Source organism: Nocardioides humilatus (assembly GCF_008373755.1).
GTDB classification, from domain to species: Bacteria; Actinomycetota; Actinomycetes; order Propionibacteriales; family Nocardioidaceae; genus Nocardioides; species Nocardioides humilatus.
Genome location: NZ_VUJV01000006.1, coordinates 285,491 through 302,195, shown reverse-complemented (window position 1 = coordinate 302,195; position 16,705 = coordinate 285,491). Strand labels below are relative to the sequence as shown.

Genomic DNA, 16,705 nt, shown 5'->3' with positions numbered 1-16,705 from the left:
CTGTGCCTGAGGGCGACGCCGTCTTCCTCACGGCGCGACGGCTCGACCGAGGGCTGAAGGGTCGGGTCCTCATCCGGTCCGACTTCCGGTGGCCGTCGCTGGCGACGGTCGACCTCGCCGGCGCGACCGTGCTCGGCACGCACACGCACGGAAAGCATCTGCTCACCCGGCTCGACCACGCCGGACAGCCCCTGACGCTGCACACCCACCTCAAGATGGAGGGGGTCTGGCGGACCTACGAGGCCGGGCAGCGCTGGACGCGGCCCGCCCACGAGGCGCAGGTCGTGCTCCGCGCCGAGGGCCGAGAGGCCGTGGGCTTCGCCCTCGGACTCGTGGAGCTGTTGCCCACGGCCGACGAGCAGTCCGTGATCGGTCACCTCGGACCCGACCTGATGGACGACGACGTCGACCTCGACGAAGCGGTCCGCCGACTGCTGGTCGACCCCGACCGCCCGCTGGGCGAAGCGCTCCTCGACCAGACCGTCGTCGCCGGCATCGGCACGATCTACCTCGCGGAAACGTGCTTCCTCCAAGGACTGCACCCGCTCGGGCCGGTCAGCACCGTGAAGGACCCCGCGAGGCTCATGAAACGCGCCCACCTGCTGCTGCGCGCTGGCGTGGAGCACGGCCGGCCCTCGACCACGGGCGACCGCCGCGGATCGATGTGGGTCTACCGCCGTCAGCGCCAGCCGTGCCAGCGCTGCGGCACCACGATCGTCGCCGGACCGATCGGCGACGAAGGTCGGGAGCGTACGACGTACTGGTGCCCCTCCTGTCAGCCCCGCTGACCCCGCGAAGTGTCGACCTTGAGCCTTCGAAGTGTCGGGGTTGTTTACACGAGGTGTCGGAGTTGCCCGCGTCAGGAGTGACACCTCGGCAGTGCAACCTCGACACTTCGTGCGCTCAACAGCGACACTTCGTGCGCTCAACAGCGACACTTTGCGGGGACCCTGAGATGACCCTGAACACATCGCCGCCCGGGAACGCCCGGGCCGCGGGCACCGTTGAATTCAACGTGCACAACCACTTCAACGGACTGAAGACCACGGCGCTGTTCGCCGCCATCATCGGGCTCCTGCTCGCCGTCGGCGGCGCCATCTCCGCGGCCACCGGCAACGCGATCTTCATCTGGGTCTTCGCCCTGATCGGCGTGGGCACCACGGCCTACGGCTACTGGAACTCCGACAAGCTCGCCATCCGCGCGATGCACGCCTACCCGGTGACCGAGGCGCAGCAGCCAGCGATGTATCGCATCGTCCGCGAACTCTCCGAGCGCGCCGGCAAGCCGATGCCGACCCTCTACGTCTCCCCGACCGACGCTCCCAACGCGTTTGCGACCGGTCGCAACCCGGAGCACGCCGCGGTCTGCTGCACCGAGGGCATCTTGGGTCTGCTCGACGAGCGCGAGCTGCGCGGTGTGCTCGGCCACGAGCTCATGCACGTCTACAACCGCGACATCCTCACCTCGTCGGTGGCGGCGGCCGTCGCTGGCGTGATCAGCTCGGTCGGCCAGTTCCTGGCGTTCAGCTCGATCTTCGGCGGCGGTGACGACGAGGACCGCCCCAACGCGTTCGCCATGATCGCGATGGCGCTGCTCGCCCCGTTCGCCGCGATGGTCATCCAGATGGCGATCAGCCGGACCCGGGAGTACGACGCCGACGAGGACGGTGCCCGCCTGACCGGCGACCCGCTCGCGCTGGCCTCAGCCCTGCGCAAGCTCGAGCGCGGCACCCAGGTGGCGCCGCTCCCGCCGACCCAGCAGCTGCAGACGGCGAGTCACCTGATGATCGCCAACCCGTTCCGAGCGCAGGACGTCACCCGGCTCTTCGCCACGCACCCGCCGATGGGCGAGCGGATCGCACGGCTCGAAGCGGCCGCGCTGCGCAACCGCTAAGCGGCGGACGCCACGACTTGGTCGGGCTGCGGGAGCTGCCCGATCGGGGTGGGCACGAGGATGCCTTCCTCGACCGCGACCGCGTCGGCCACGTCACGCAGCACCTGGGACAGCGGGACCTCGAGGGCGTCGCACAGCGACGCGAGCAGCTCGGAGGAGGCTTCCTTCTGACCGCGCTCGATCTCGGAGATGTAGCCAAGGCTCACCCGGGCGGTGCCGGACACCTCGCGCAGGGTCAGGCCGAGCTCCGATCGGCGCTCGCGCAGTACGTCACCGAGCATCCGGCGAAACAGCGCCATGCCGATCTCCCCTCTCGAACCCGTGCGGTCTTTCCCCCAACGCTACCCGAGCCCCGGATGTTCCGGTTCACGACCGGCCGGTGACCGCTCCTCCGCCTCCATGATGCCCGCCAGCGCCGACAACGTCTCCGAAACCGTCGAGACTTGGATTTCGCCGCGGTCGCCGTCGAGCTGAAGGGCGACCACCTGGGTGCCCGAGGGGCTCGCGACGCCGACGAAGACCGTGCCCACCGGCTTGCCCTCCTGGGTGTCGGGACCGGCGACGCCGGTGGTGCTGACGCCGTACGTCGTCCCGAGCAACGCCCGCACGCCCTCGGCCATCGCCTTCGCGCACTCCGCGGACACGACGCCGTGGTCGGCGACGAGGTCCGCGGGCACACCGAGCACGGAGATCTTCACCGCGGTCGCATAGCTCACGATCCCACCGACGAACACCGCCGAGGCGCCCGGGACGTCGGTGATCCGCGCCGCGACCCGGCCACCCGTGAGCGACTCCGCGGTCGCGACCGTCGCGCCGGCCTCTTTCAGCCGCGCGACGATCGCGCCGGGGTCGTTCACGCCCCCGATGGTAGGGGCCGGGGCCAGGAGTCGGGCTAGGGGTTGACCGTCAGCTGCACCGTGTCCGTGCTCTGCTTCATCGACACGTCACCGTTGTACTTCACGGTGACGTCGTACGGCGTCCCGGACGCCGGCACCTTGTTGCGCAGGATCGTCACGGTGGCCGACCCGCCCGACAGCGTCGCCGCTCCGATGGTCGTGCCGTTGACGATCAGCACCACCTTCCCGGTGGCGACCACGCCGGTCGCGGTCGTCACGGACACGGCCATGTGTCCGAGCTGTCCGGCCGTCATGGTGGTGTCGGTGCCGGTCACGGTCGTCGCCGTCTTCTGGACGACCAGGACCACGGTGCCCGTGGCGGCCGCGACGAAGCCGTTGCCCGAGTAGGCGACGTCGACCAGGTAGCCCGTCGGCGACGCCGGCAGCGCCTGCGCAGCGACATCGACGTCGACCGCGCCGTTGACCAGCGTGCCGTTGCCGATCTCGGTCCCGCCGACCGACAGAGTCACGGTGCCGCCCGGCACGACGCCGGAGGCGGTCACGCGGACCGGGACCGAAGCGGCGTCGCCGTACTCGACCGTCGTGCGACTGCGCACGATCGCCGGGGTGGCCTTGACCACGGTCAGCGTGGCCGTGCCGGTGCCCGGTTCGGTCGTGCCGTCACCGGCGTAGGTGATCGTCACGGTGTGCGTGCCGACGCCGAGCTTCTTGGCAGCGATCGAAGCGGTGGCAACTCCGCCGGACAGGACGCCCGAGCCGAGCGCGGTGCTGCCCGACTTGAGCGACACGTAGCCGGCCGGCGTGTGCCCGGCGCTGTCGGTCACGGTGACCTGCATCGTGCCCGGCTTGCCGTAGGACTGCTGGCTGTCCGTCCCGGTCACCGTGGTGACCGCGACGGCACCCGGGGCGTCGATCCCGATGAGGGCCGGGTTGTGGTCAGACGCCCCGAACGCTCCATTGTTGTAGAGGTTCGTCGCGTTGTAGTTGTAGCGGCTGTAGAGGTTGAACACCGTCTCGTTGGCGTTGGTCTCCCAGATGTCGACGCCGTCGACGAGGTCGACCGCCGCCGCGTTGGCGAGCACGTGGTCGAGCGAGCCCGACTGGCCGTCGAAGCTGTAGGACCACTTGTTGGCCGGCGAGAGCTCGTCGAAGCCTGCGTCGTAGAGGACCTGCATCGGGTCCTCCTCGGAGTAGGCGTTGAAGTCACCGGTCAGGAAGATCGCCTCGACGCCGCGAGCGGCCGCGAAGTCCTCGGCGTAGCCCGACAGCACCTCGGCCTGCGCGATGCGCGACGGGTTGGACGCGCCCTGCCCGGTGCCGTCGTCGGTGCCGGAGCCCTTCGACTTGAAGTGGTTGGCGATGACGGCGAACCCGTCAGCGTCATCGGCTCCCGCCACCTTGAAGGCCTGGGCGAAGGGCTCGCGCGCGTTGGCGAACGCCTCGGTCGGGTCCGAGTCGGGGAAGAGCATGTCGGCAGCGCCGACCAGCTCGACGGTGTCCGGCTTGTAGATGAACGCCGTACGGATGACGTCCTGCTCGGCCTCGTTGGCGACCGTCGACGCCTCCGCCGGCGAGTCGACGTAGTCCCACGTGCCCGCGCCGGCGTCGGCGTTGAGGGCGGTGACCAGAGCAGCGAGGGCCTCGTCGCGGTTGTGACCGTCGACGACCAGGCTGTTCTCGATCTCCTCGACGGAGACGATGTCGGCGCCGAGGATGTTGATCGCCGTCACGATCTTCGCCTGCTGGCGCTGGAAGTTCGCGTCGTTCCACGCGCCGCGCGGGCCGCCGGTCGGGCACTGGTTCACCGCGATCGGCTGGTTGGCACGGTCCTTGTAGGAGCTGCACCCGCCGAAGGTGGCGCCCAGCGTGGTGAAGTAGTTGAGCACGTTGAACGTGGCCAGCTTGATGTCCCCACCGACGTCGGTCGGCGTCGCCTGGCGGTCCTGCTCGAAGGACACCAGCTCGGAGCCGGCGCCGACGACCTGGTGGACCGGCTGCAGCTTCCAGCCGAAGCGGTAGTCGAGGACCACCGGCTGCTCGAACGTGACAGCGGCACCCACCCGGACCTGGTTGGTCGGGGTGAACCACGGCATGGGGGTGTCCTTGCCGGTGGCGTTGTTGGCGGTGTTCCAGTAGGTCGTGCTCGAGCCGTCGTCGAGGATCACCCGGTGGGCGTCGTTGTAGGCCTTGCGGGCCGCGATGGCACCGGTCGCCTGGGCGTCGATGATCTCGGTCGGCGCGACGAGCGGGAGGGTGGAGTTGCCGGCGAGGCCGAGCTCACCCACGTTGTTGAAGTTGGTGGCGCCACCACCGGTGTAGGGACCGCCGTCGTAGACGTCGGTCAGCGTGTAGGTGTCGGTCGGCTGGAAGACCTCGCCCTCGAACTCCTCCTTGGCGGTGTCGATCGCGGCGGTCGTCGAGCACGAGGTGCCCGGAAGCGCACAGCCGGTGCCGGGGACCACCGTGTTGGGGACGACGTCACCGAGGTCGCCGATGGCCGAGACCGAGGTCATGTTGATCTCGGTCAGGCCGCTGAACTCGGCAACGGCGCCGGTCACCGACACCGAGTCACCGAGGTCCAAGGTGCTCTCGTCGAACGGTCCGCCGCTGAAGACGAAGACTCCGTCGGACGCACCCGGCGTGGTGTCCGCGCCAGCCGTCTGGATGTAGAAGCCGTTGAAGCCGCCGGTCGGGTAGGTCGCAGTGACCACACCCTCGACCGTGACGGTGTCGCCCACCATCGGCGAGGCGCTGCCGGTGCCCTGGACGTCAGCGATCGCGGTGGCTGCGCCCTCCTCGTTGACCGTCAGCGTGAAGGCCACGTCGTCGGTGGCGTCGACGTCGTCGGTGACGGTCGCCGTGATCGGGAAGGTGCCGGTCGCGCCCGGGATGCCGCTCAGCACACCCGCGGACGACAGCGAGACGCCTGCAGGCAGCGTGCTCGCTGTCGCCCACGAGTACGGCGGCGTGCCTCCCGTCGCTTCGAGGACCACATCGGCCATCGCGACGTCGACCGTGGCCGACGCGTTGGGCTCGGTGACGGCAGCGAGGTCTCCCCCGCCGCCACCGCCGCTGTAGCCGTTGGGGGCGCCCTTGGTGGCGGTCGCCGGACCCGTCCAGGACCCGTCGACCTGGCGCTGGAGCGACTGCCCCGCCGTCGTGGCGCTGCCCTCGGCGACACCGATGTCCACCGACGTCTGTCCGTTCGCCGCGCCACCCGACGCGGTCATCGAGCCCTCCCACGACAAGAACTCCACGAGCGTGCCGTTGTGGGTCAACGCGATCCCGTCGGCCGTCCCGTTCTGGAGGCCATCGACCGGGTAGTTGACGACCCCGGTCCCCCAGCCGTCGAGCTGGTTGGCCGCCGTGCCCGTCAGCGAGTTCGAGGCAGCCGGCGTCGTGTAGACCGCGCCCGCCGTCGGGTTGCTGCCGTTGTAGCGCACGATCGCGTAGGTCGACAGGTCCGTGCCGGCCGGCGCGGTCACCTCGACGAACTCCCCGGCGTCGGTCCCCGAGTTGTCGTAGTGGATCTCGGAGATGAACACCCCGGTCACCGCGTGCGCCGGCGACGGAGCGAGGCCGAGCGCGAGGCCGGTGGTGGTCAGGCCGAGTCCGAGGACCCCGCCGATGACCTGACGAGCAGACGACATGTGTGCACCTTCTGAAGGATCGGGAGTTGATCTGAGCGAGACGTTGCATGCCGAAATCGGCGTTTCAGCGAGAAGGAACGAGAAGGGCCGGCCCCTCGCTGCGGACCGGCCCTTCTTCGTTGCTACGGGTTGACCGTCACCTGCACCGTGTCGGTGCCCTGCTTGACCGACCCGTCACCGTTGTACTTCACGGTGACGTCGTACGGCGTCGCCGACGCGGCCAGCTTGTTGCGGAGCAGGGTCGCGTTGACGCTGCCGTTCACGAGCGTGCCCGAACCGATCGTCACGCCGCCCGAGGTGAGGACCACCTTGCCGGTCGGGATCACGCCCGTGGCGGTCGTGACCGACACGTCCATGTGCCCGATCGAACCCGCGGTCATGGTCACGTCCTCGCCGGTCACCGTAGGCGTGGCCTTCGAGACGACCAGGACGACCGTGCCACTGGCGTTGCCGACGAAGTCGTCACCGGAGTAAGCCACGTCGACCTGGTAGGCCGCCGCCTGCGCCGGCAGCGCGAGCGCTGCGACGTCGACGTTGACCGAACCGCCGGACAGCGTGCCCGTGCCGATCTCCGTGCCGCCGACCGACAACGTCACCGTGCCGCCTGGCACCAAGCCAGGTGCGGTCACCCGGACCGGGACCGAGGCGGCGTCGCCGTACTCGATCGTGGTGCGGCTACGGACGATCGATGCGGTCGCCTTGGACACCGTCACGGTCACCGTGTCGCTGCCGGGCTTGACCGACCCGTCACCCGGGTAGCTGACCGTCAGCGTGTGCGTCCCGATCCCCAGCTTCTTCGCCGGGATCTTCGGGAACGCGGTGCCGCCGACCAACGCGGCCGAGCTGATGATCGTTGAACCTTCGCGGAGGGTGACCCCACCGGTCGGGGCGACATCGGCGGAGACGTGGACCTCGACCGTGGCCGCCTGGCCATAGGTCTGGTTGGCGTCGCTGCCATCCACCGTGCTCGTGGCCCGCTTGACCACGATCGGGACCGAGGCGCTCGTGCCGGTCGAGGAACCGACCAGCTTGAGCGTGTGGTCTCCGACCGTCAGGCCACCCGGCAGGACGAAGTCGACGTGGGCGGTGCCGTAGGAGTCGTACTTCGCGTTGCCGATGGTGTTGTTGAGCGTCGCGGTGCCGACCACGGTGGAACCACCGTCGATCTTCACCTCGATCTGGGTGTCCTTCACGTCATCGACGGTCGACATGGTCCACGAGCCGACGTCGAAGGTGACGTGGCTGCCCATGGCGTAGTCGGCGGCGACGTTCTCGACCTGGACGGCGTGCTGGCTGTAGTCGATCGCCAGCGGGCTGCCGACCGGAGCGAACTCGTCCATGTAGTCGACGACTGCTGCCAGGTCCACCTTGCCGGTGTCGACCTTCCCGGTGCCGTTGGCGAACTCCCGGAAGTTGTCGCCACCGGAGCCGAGGAAGGCGTTGACCGTGACCGAGTAGGTGGCCGACGGGTCGATCGCGACACCGTTGAGCCACATGCCCGTGACCTCACCCTGGAACGTGGCGACGGTGCCCGATGCCGGCGGTGCCGCCGGCACGTTGACCGGCGTCTCCGTGTAGGTGTAGGTGAAGCCGTCGGAGACACCGAGCCGCAGGAACGGCCGGGTCGGCAGGTTGCCCGACGTGTCGCGCTGCCACTGCTGCTCGAGCGCCGTCTCGATCTGGGCACCGGTGAGGTCCATGTTGACCAAGGTGTTGGCGAACGGCTGGACCACGGCGGCCTGCTGGTAGGTCAGGTCACGGGCGCCACCGTTGACGGTGCCCGTCATGTCCTGACGCAGACCACCCGGGTTCATGAACGCGATCTGCGCGTTGCCGGTCTCCGGGGTTGCGGTCGCCCAGCGCTGGATCTCCGCCACCTGGTTGCCGATGGTGGACTCGCCACCACGGTTCTCGGTGTTGTCGGCGTTCTTCGCGCGGTTGAGCGGGGCCTGGATCTGGCCGAGCACCACGGCTCCGAGCACTGCGCTCTGAGCCTTGGCGTTGTTGGCGATCGTCGCCGTGGCCGCGTCCTCGGTGAAGTTGGCCTCGGTCAGCGCGACGATCGACTGCGTCTTCGCCTCGACCTCACCGCTGCCGTTGTCGACGGTCAGGATCAGCTTGTTGATGTTCTGGCCGTACTGACCCGACGACACCACCGGACGCTGCGTCACCGCGCGGCCGTCGTCGACCCAGTCCTGCACCGTGATGGAGCAGTTGTAGGCCAGGTGCGTGTGACCGGAGATGATCGCGTTCACGTCGGGCGAGACGTTGGCGACGATGTTGCCCCAGACGGTCGCCGGGTTGGTGAAGTCGGCCGAGGCACAGTTGGTCGACGAGGAACCCTCGTGGACCAGCATGACCACGACGTCGGCACCGTCGGCCTTCAGGTCGGCTGCGGCCGTGTTGACCGAGTCGACGATGTCGGTGACCGTGAGGCCCTCGATGCCGGCCGGGGAAACCAGGGTCGGGAGCTCCTCGGTGACTGCACCGACGAATCCGACCTTGATGCTGCCGAAGTCCTTCGTCCAGGTCTCGGCGAGGTCGTCACGACCGTCCGGCTCCTCGACGTTGGCCGCGAGGTACTCCCAGTTGGCGCCGCCTTCCGGGTTGGTCGACGCGTTGTACGGCGCCATCACCCGGTCGACGAGGTCCTCATAGCCCTGGTCGAACTCGTGGTTGCCCACCGAGGAGACATCGAGGCCCGCCTCGTTGAGGGCGTCGATCGTCGGCTTGTCGTGCTGGATGAACGACTCGAACGTCGAGGCACCGATGAGGTCACCGGCGGCAGCGAACACCGTGTTCGGGTTGCTGGTCCGCAGGGACTTCACCGCACCCGCGAGGAGTGCCGAGGGGCACCCCACGCCGACCGAGCTGCAGTTCTGGGCCGTCGTCAACCCGTCCGGCAGGAGCCGGCCGTGGAAGTCGTTGGTGCCGATGATCTGGATGTCGGTCGTCGGACGCGTGACGGTGATGCCGACCGGGATCGAGGTCCCCGTCTGCGCACCGACCAGGGTCAGGTCCTGCGCACCCTTGTGGATGCCGGCGGGCAGCGTGACGCTGACCGACGCGGTGCCGTAGGTGTCGTAGGGCTTGGCGCCCACGGTGTTGTTCAGCGTCGCCGTGCCGAGCACGTCGTTGCCGTACTTCACCGTGATCGCGGTGTCCTTGGTGTCGCTCGGGTTGGACATCGTCCACGACGACACGTCGAACGCGACGGTGTCACCGGGCGCGTAGGACGCCGGCGCCGAGACCGGGAACTCGACCTCGACAGCCCGCTGGCCGTAGTCGACCGCGAGCGGCGTGCCGGCCGGAGCCTCTTCGGAGAGGTAGTCGACCATCGCCTGGAGGTCCACCTTGCCGGTGTCGACCACGTCGTCGCCGTGGGCGAGCTCGTGGAAGTTGTCACCGCCCGTGGAGAGGAACGAGTTGACCGTGACGGAGTACGTCGCCGAGGGGTCGATCGCCACACCGTTGAGCCACATGCCCGTGACCTCGCCACGGGTCGTCACGACCGGCGCGGCCGGCGGGATCGACACCGTCTCCGGCTCGGTCGTGTAGGTGTAGGTGAACCCGTCGGAGACACCGAGCCGCAGGAACGGCCGCGACGGCACGTTGCCCGTGGGCGTGCGCTGCCACTGCTGCTCGAGCACCGTCTCGATCTGAGCACCCGTCAGGTCCATGTTGACCAGGGTGTTGGCGAACGGCTGCACGTTGGCGGCGTCACGGTAGGTGACGTCGTAGGCGCCACCGTTGAGCGTGCCGACCAGGTTCTTACGGAGGCCGCCCGGGTTCATGAACGCGATGTCAGCCTCGACACCGGTCTCCGGGAGCTGGGTCGCCCAGCGCTGGATCTCAGCGACGAGGTTGCCGAGCGTCGACTCGCCACCACGGTTCTCGGTCTCGCCCGAGGACGGGTTGTAGACCGCACGCTTGGCGAGGCTGTCGGTCTGGCCGAGGACCTGGCTGCCGATGCCGTTTGCGAAGGTGATGGCGTCATCGACGATCGGCTGGACCGCCGGGTCGTTGGCGTAGCCGACACCAGCCGTGGCGATGATGTCCTGGTCGATCTCGAGCAGGTCACCCGACGTGGTGTCGAAGTTGAACACCAGCTGGTTGAGGTTGGTGCCGTACTGGCCCGCCGAGACCACGGGGCGCCGGGTCACGGCGTCGCCGGCCCAGTCGGCCACCGGGAAGCGGCAGTTGTAGGCCAGGTGGGTGTGACCGGACACGATCGCGTTGACGTCGGAGGAGACGTTCTCGACGATGTTGCCGAAGACCGTCGCCGTGTCGGTGAAGGCGGTCGACGAGCAGTCGGTCGACGGCGAGCCCTCGTGGACCAGGAGGACCACGATGTCGGCGCCGTCCGCCTTGAGGTCGGCGGCCGCGGCGTTGGTCGAGTCGACGATGTCGGACACCGTCACCCCGGTCATGCCGGCCGGGTTGACCAGCGTGGGCAGGTCCTCGGTGACGGCACCGACGAAGCCGACCTTGACGCCGTCGATGGTCTTGGTCCACGTCGAGGCGAGCTTGTCGGGCTGACCCTCCGGCTCGTTGACGTTGGCCGCGATGTACTCCCAGTCAGCCCGGTCCTGGACCCGGCCGACGAAGTCGGCGTAGCCCTGGTCGAACTCGTGGTTGCCCGCTGCGGAGACCTCGAGGCCCATCGCGTTGAACGCGTCGATGGTGGGCTCGTCGTCCTGGACGAACGACTCGAAGGTCGATGCGCCGATCAGGTCACCGGCCGCCGCGAAGATCGTGTTGGGGTGCTCCGCCCGCAGCTCGTTGACGGCCGTTGAGAACGGCGCCGCACCCGCGGCGTTGCCACCGTCAGGCAGGAGTCGACCGTGGAAGTCGTTGGTGCTGACGATCTGCACCTGCTTCGTCGTGGTCGGCGTGAAGTCGGGCAGGTTGACGCCGATCACCTCGGGGTTGTGGTCCGAGGTCGCGAACGGCAGCGTCGGCTGCCAGAAGTCCGTGACGTTGTAGTTGTAACGGCTGTAGTTGAACGAGATGGCCTCGTTGCCGTTGATCTCCCAGATGTCCGTCCCGGTCACCATGGCGTGCGCGGCGTCGTTGACGAACACGTGGTCGAGCGAGCCCATCAGGCCGTCGAACGCGTAGGACTGCTCGTTGGGGGTGTCCGACTCGAGCGCCTCGAAGCCACCGGCCTCGATCACCTGGACCGGCTCCTCCATGGAGTAGGCGTTGTAGTCGCCCAGCATGAAGATCGGCTCGATGTCACGCGCGGAGGCGAACGCGTTCGCGAACGTCAGCAGACGCGTCGCCTGCCGGACCCGGTCGCCGTTGAAGGAGCCGGTGTAGGTCCCCTCCGCGTTGTCGCCCGTGGCCGGAACCGCGCCGGGGCCCTTCGACTTGAAGTGGTTGACGATCACGGCGAACTGCTGGCTGTTGGGCGCGCCCACGGCCTTGAACGCCTGCGCCAGCGGCTCGCGTGCGTTGGCGAACTCGTTGGTCCCGAAGAGGATGTCGGACTGGCCGACCGGGGTCACGCTGGCCGGCTGGTAAATGAACGCCGGCCGGATCACGTCCTGCTCCGCGATGGCCGAGGCGGTGGTCGCCTCACCGGGGCTCTTGACGTACTTCCACTTGTTCGAGCCCGCGGCCGTGTTGAGCAGGTCGACCAGGTGCGCGAGCGCCTCGTCGCGGTTGGTCTCGCCCGGCAGCTTGTTGGAGTTCTCCATCTCCTCCAGGCCGATGATGTCGGCGTCGAGGGCGCTGATCGAGGCGACGATCTTCGCCTCCTGGCGCAGCAGGCTGGCCGTCGTGGCCGCGCCGCGCGGGCCGCCACCGTTGTTCTGGGTCGCCTCGTTGGCCGGGGTGTCGGGGTCGTCGATCAGCCGGACACCGCAGGAGTTGTTGCCGATCCGCTGCGAGGTGCCGGGGCCGCGGTCGGTGAAGTAAGTGCAGAACGTGTCCTGCGGCGGGTCCTGGAGCGGACCGGCTGCGGAGTACGCCTCACCGGTGGTGTCGAAGTAGTTCTGGACGTTGAACGTCGCCATGGTGATGTCGCCGCCCACGGACTGCGGGGCCAGGTTGCCCGTGCGGTCGTCGGCGAAGGAGATCACGTTGGAGCCGGGGTAGGTCGTGTCGCCGGTGACCTGCTGGCGCGGCTGGAACTTCCAGGCGAAGTTGCGGTACTCGAGGATCACCGCCGACTGCAAGGTGGCCGGAGCGCCGACCCGCGGCGGGTTGGCGACGACCGACCCGTTGGCGGCCGTCAGCCACGGCAGCGGGATCGCCTTGGTGGTCTGGTTCTGCAAGAAGTTGGTGGAGGCACCGTCATCGAGCGTGACGGCGCGGGCTGCGTTGTCGGCGACGATCGCGTCGATCGCGGCGGTGTCGTCCGGGTCAGCGAACTCAGTCGGCTGCTTCAGCGGCACCCCACCGGTCGCGAGACCGATCTCGCCCCACTGGTTGGCGGAGAAGACATCGGAGACCGTCCAGGTGTCGGTCGGCGCGAGGAGCATGCCCTCCTGGGCCTCGCGGTCGGCCTCGGTGGTCGGGTAGGCGATCTGGAGCGGGGTGACCGCAGCGAGCGGCGAGCCGAGCTCGACGACGCCGTTGGACGCCGCGGCGGTGATCTCGGTGGTGCCGTTGAACTCGCTGACCACACCCGTCACGCGGACGGAGTCGCCGAGCGCGACGTTGGACGGGATCCGAGCTGCACCGGCAGTGCCGTAGACGAAGATCGCGTCGGACTTGCCGGTCGTGGCGTCGCTCATCCCACCGGTGCCGGCGGTCTGGACGTACATGCCGTCGAAGCCACCGGTCTTGTAGAGCGCGGTGACGATGCCCTGCACGGAGACCGTGTTGCCGTTCTCCGGCGAGGTGTCACCCGAGCCCTGGACCGCGTCGATCGCGGTCAGCGTCGGCGCCGGGTTGACCGTGAAGGTGAAGCTCTCGTTGGCCGTCTCCGGCGTCGGTGAGGCCGCGTCGGTGGCCGTCACGCTGACCGAGCAGGTGCAGGTCACCGACGGGGTGCCGCTCACCTCACCCGTCAGGTTGTTGATCGACACTCCGGTCGGGAGGCCCGTGGCGCTCCAGGTGTACGGCGAGGTGCCGCCGGTCGCGGCCATCGTGAACGGCGTGATCGCGAGGTCCTGCTCGCCGGTCTTGTTGCCCGGGGCGGTGACGTCGAGCGGGTTGCTGCCCGAGCCGTTGAGGGCGGAAATGTTCACATTGTCGACGCCGACCCACTCGTCACTACCCGACGCGTTGGTCGTCATGACGCGCACGTAGACGTCTGCCTGGTTGTTCGCGGCCGCCGGAAGCGTGACACTCACCGCGGTCACCTTCGTCGCGAGGTTCTGCTCGGTCGCGTCGGCGATGTAACCGGCCGCCAGATTGGTGTAGTTGCCGGTGTTACCAACTCGGTAGTGAACCGCGATCTGCTGAGCTGCATTGTCTGCCGACCCGTCGAGGTCCTTCGCGTCGAAAGCGAAGACGGCGGTGTTCTTACCCGTCAGGTCGAAGTGGAACGCGACGTACGGCGCGTCGGCCGTGCCACTACCTTGCAGCGCGATCGACTGGTTCAACTCAGACTCAATGACACCGCCGGCGGTCTGGGTGTTCAAACTCCCCGTACTGTTGGCGATGACGTCCTTATCGTTTGCCACGGCGCTCGCCCCAGCCAGCAGCGTCTGCGGATCTGTCCCGGCTGACGACGTCGTAATGTCTTGGCCGAGGAAGCCCTCGACGCCGGAAACGCCGGACCAGTCGTCGTTGGCCGTGATCAGCGACGCGCTAGACCACGCCTGGCTGTAAGGCAGCGCGCCGACCTTCGCGGAGATGTCCGCGTGTGCGGTCGGGAGGGCAACAGAAAGACCAGCGATGGCCAAGGCGGTTCCGAGGGATCCGGCCAGGACCTGACGTACTGAAGGCATGGGCGCACTTTCCAGAGGGCGTGACGAACTGACTGACGACGCAGCAAGACCTCCGGGCGCGAGCAACGACCGAGGGACCTGGGGGAAGTGCCCTGACCTTAAGCCGGAGTGTCGGCCAGATCACAGCGAATCTGAGAACTAGACCCAACTATTTCGTGACGAAACAGAAATTTCACTCAACGCGGTCTAGACCAGGCCGCGGACAGGAAGATCTTCGGAAGGTCAGGCCGCGTCGGCCGCGACGACCTTCTTGCGGATGTCGTGGCGCTGGTGCCAGACGTCGCGGAAGAACTGGTAGCCGGACACGAGGGTGAGCACGAAGGCGATCGCGAGGAAAACCAGCGCGATGACGTAGACGACCTCGCCCGGCACGTCGAGCCAGCCGTCGACCTCGAGGAGCGGGAGGGTCAGGAAGCCGAGGGCCATGGCCTGGGCCATGGTCTTCCACTTGCCGATGTCGGCAGCCGCGATGACGACCGCCTTGAGGACCGAGAGGCGCAGGAGAGTCACGGCCCACTCGCGGACGAGCACGATGATCGCGATCGACCACATCCACCAGTTGTTCATGATGATCGCGAGACCGACGAAGGCCATGCCGGTGATCGCCTTGTCGGCGATCGGGTCGGCGATCTTGCCGAAGTTGGTGATCAGGTTGCGCTTGCGGGCGATGTCGCCGTCGATCTTGTCGGTCACCATCGCGGCGACGAAGATCACCCAGGCGATGGTGCGCCACGTGGTGGATTCGCCGCCGTCGACGAGGAGCGCCCATCCGTAGAACGGAACCGAGGCGATGCGCAGCGTGGTGAGCGCGTTGGGCAGGTTCCAGTTGCTCGGCTTGGCCGGCTGCTCCGCCGTTGCCGCCACGTCGTCCGCGCTCATCGCTTGTCTCCTGTCGCTTCCGCGACCAGGTCGACCCCGTCGCTCTCGACCACCACGGCCGTCACCAGGTCACCGACCCGGGCGTCGGGACAGCCCCGCACCAACGTGCTGCCGTCGACCTCGGGGCCCTGGTGGGCCGCACGGCCCTCCACGTGACCCTCGAGCTCGGTGTCCAGCTCCTCGATGAGCACCTCGACGGTCTCGCCGATGCGCTCCTCGGCCCGGTCGCTCGTCAGTGCGGCGACCAGGTCGGTCAGGTGCGCCACCCGGGCGCGGATCTCGTCGTCGTCGTGCTTGCCCTCGAAGCCCTCGGCCTCGGTGCCGTCCTCGTCGGAGTAGCCGAACACGCCGGTCACATCGAGGCGGGCCTCGGTCAGGAAGTCGCAGAGGATCTCGAAGTCCTCCTCGGTCTCCCCCGGGAAGCCGACGATGACGTTGGACCGCACACCGGCCTCGGGGGCGAACGAACGCACCTGCTCGAGGAGCTTCAGGAAGCTCTCCGGGTCACCGAACCGCCGCATCCGTCGGAGGACGGCGTTGCTGGCGTGCTGGAAGGAGAGGTCGAAGTAGGGAGCGACGCCCGGCGTCGTGGCGATCGCTTCGATCAGTCCGGGGCGGGTCTCAGCCGGCTGGAGGTAGGACACGCGGACGCGGTCGATGCCGTCGATCGCGGCCAGCTCGGGCAGCAGCGTCTCGAGGAGGCGCAGGTCGCCGAGGTCCTTGCCGTAGGAGGTGGAGTTCTCGGAGACGAGGAAGAGTTCACGCGCGCCCTGGGTCGCCAACCACTGACCCTCGGCGAGCACGTCGGAGGGACGCCGGCTGACGAACGACCCACGGAACATCGGGATCGCGCAGAAGGTGCAGCGTCGGTCGCAGCCGCTGGCCAGCTTGAGCGCGGCCATCGGGCCCGAGTCGAGCCGGGCGCGGGCCTCCAACGTCGCCGGGCCGGCCGGCCGACGCTCGGCCGGGCTGATCGGGAGCAGCTTGCGCCGGTCCTGCGGGGTGTGGGCGTGCGGCCGCTCCCCCGCCACGATCGACCGCAGCCGCGCGGCGATGTCGGTGTAGTCGTCGAAGCCGAGCACCGCGTCGGCCTCGGGCAGCGACTCCGCGAGCTCGGAGCCGTAGCGCTCGGCGAGGCAGCCGACGGCGACAACAGCCTTGACCTTGCCGCCGTGATCGGCCGACTCCTTGAGGTCGGCCGCGGCCAGCAGGGTGTCGATCGAGTCCTTCTTGGCCGCGTCGACGAAGCCGCAGGTGTTGACCAGGACCGTGTCAGCCTGCTCCGGGTCGTCGACGAGCGTGAACCCATCGGCGGCCAGTCGGCCCGCGAGCTCCTCGGAGTCGACGTCGTTGCGCGCACACCCGAGGGTGAGCATCGCGACCGAGAGCGGCTCGGAAGCGGCAGTCGGAGTGGCTGAGGACGGGGCGGCAGTGGTCATGTCTACCGGCCAGTATGGCGGTTTGGCCCGCCCCGACGCGAAACGCGACGGAGCGGGCCAAACACCTTCAGAACCGGGATCG

The 16,705-nt window shown here is 68.6% G+C and carries 8 protein-coding genes; 2 read left to right on the top strand and 6 right to left on the bottom strand.

What is annotated here, in order from left to right; all coding sequences use genetic code 11:
* Positions 1–2: 2 nt before the first annotated feature.
* The gene (locus tag F0U44_RS17660; RefSeq protein WP_149729677.1) at positions 3–788 is read left to right on the top strand and encodes a DNA-formamidopyrimidine glycosylase family protein; all 786 of its coding nucleotides are present in this window, start codon (positions 3–5) and stop codon (positions 786–788) included.
* A 167-nt stretch (positions 789–955) separates the two neighbouring features.
* Positions 956–1,894, top strand: a complete 939-nt coding sequence (gene htpX / locus F0U44_RS17655) for a zinc metalloprotease HtpX (RefSeq protein ID WP_223163737.1) — start codon at positions 956–958, stop codon at positions 1,892–1,894.
* Here the strand turns inward: htpX and F0U44_RS17650 are convergent.
* The 6 genes from F0U44_RS17650 to rimO all read right to left on the bottom strand — a co-directional run bounded on the left by F0U44_RS17650 (position 1,891) and on the right by rimO (position 16,623).
* Entirely contained in the window at positions 1,891–2,199 is a 309-nt protein-coding gene (locus F0U44_RS17650) for a helix-turn-helix domain-containing protein (protein WP_246160632.1), read from the bottom strand. The genes htpX and F0U44_RS17650 overlap by 4 nt on opposite strands.
* A 36-nt stretch (positions 2,200–2,235) precedes the next feature.
* A complete protein-coding gene (locus tag F0U44_RS17645; protein WP_306461722.1) occupies positions 2,236–2,751 on the bottom strand; it encodes a CinA family protein in 516 nt (171 codons plus the stop codon).
* Between the two features lie 35 nt (positions 2,752–2,786).
* Positions 2,787–6,401, bottom strand: coding sequence for an ExeM/NucH family extracellular endonuclease (locus F0U44_RS17640; RefSeq protein ID WP_149729674.1), 3,615 nt, complete (start codon positions 6,399–6,401; stop codon positions 2,787–2,789).
* A gap of 122 nt (positions 6,402–6,523) precedes the next feature.
* Positions 6,524–14,305 carry an ExeM/NucH family extracellular endonuclease gene (locus F0U44_RS17635; protein WP_149729673.1) on the bottom strand — a complete coding sequence of 2,594 codons (7,782 nt, stop codon included), beginning with the start codon at positions 14,303–14,305 and terminating at the stop codon, positions 6,524–6,526.
* 222 nt (positions 14,306–14,527) lie between these two features.
* Positions 14,528–15,184: a CDP-diacylglycerol--glycerol-3-phosphate 3-phosphatidyltransferase gene (gene pgsA, locus F0U44_RS17630; protein ID WP_149729672.1), complete on the bottom strand. Its 657-nt coding sequence runs from the start codon at positions 15,182–15,184 to the stop codon at positions 14,528–14,530.
* A complete protein-coding gene (rimO, locus tag F0U44_RS17625) occupies positions 15,181–16,623 on the bottom strand; it encodes a 30S ribosomal protein S12 methylthiotransferase RimO (protein WP_149729671.1) in 1,443 nt (480 codons plus the stop codon). The genes pgsA and rimO overlap by 4 nt, the downstream gene beginning before the upstream one ends.
* Positions 16,624–16,705: the final 82 nt, after the last annotated feature.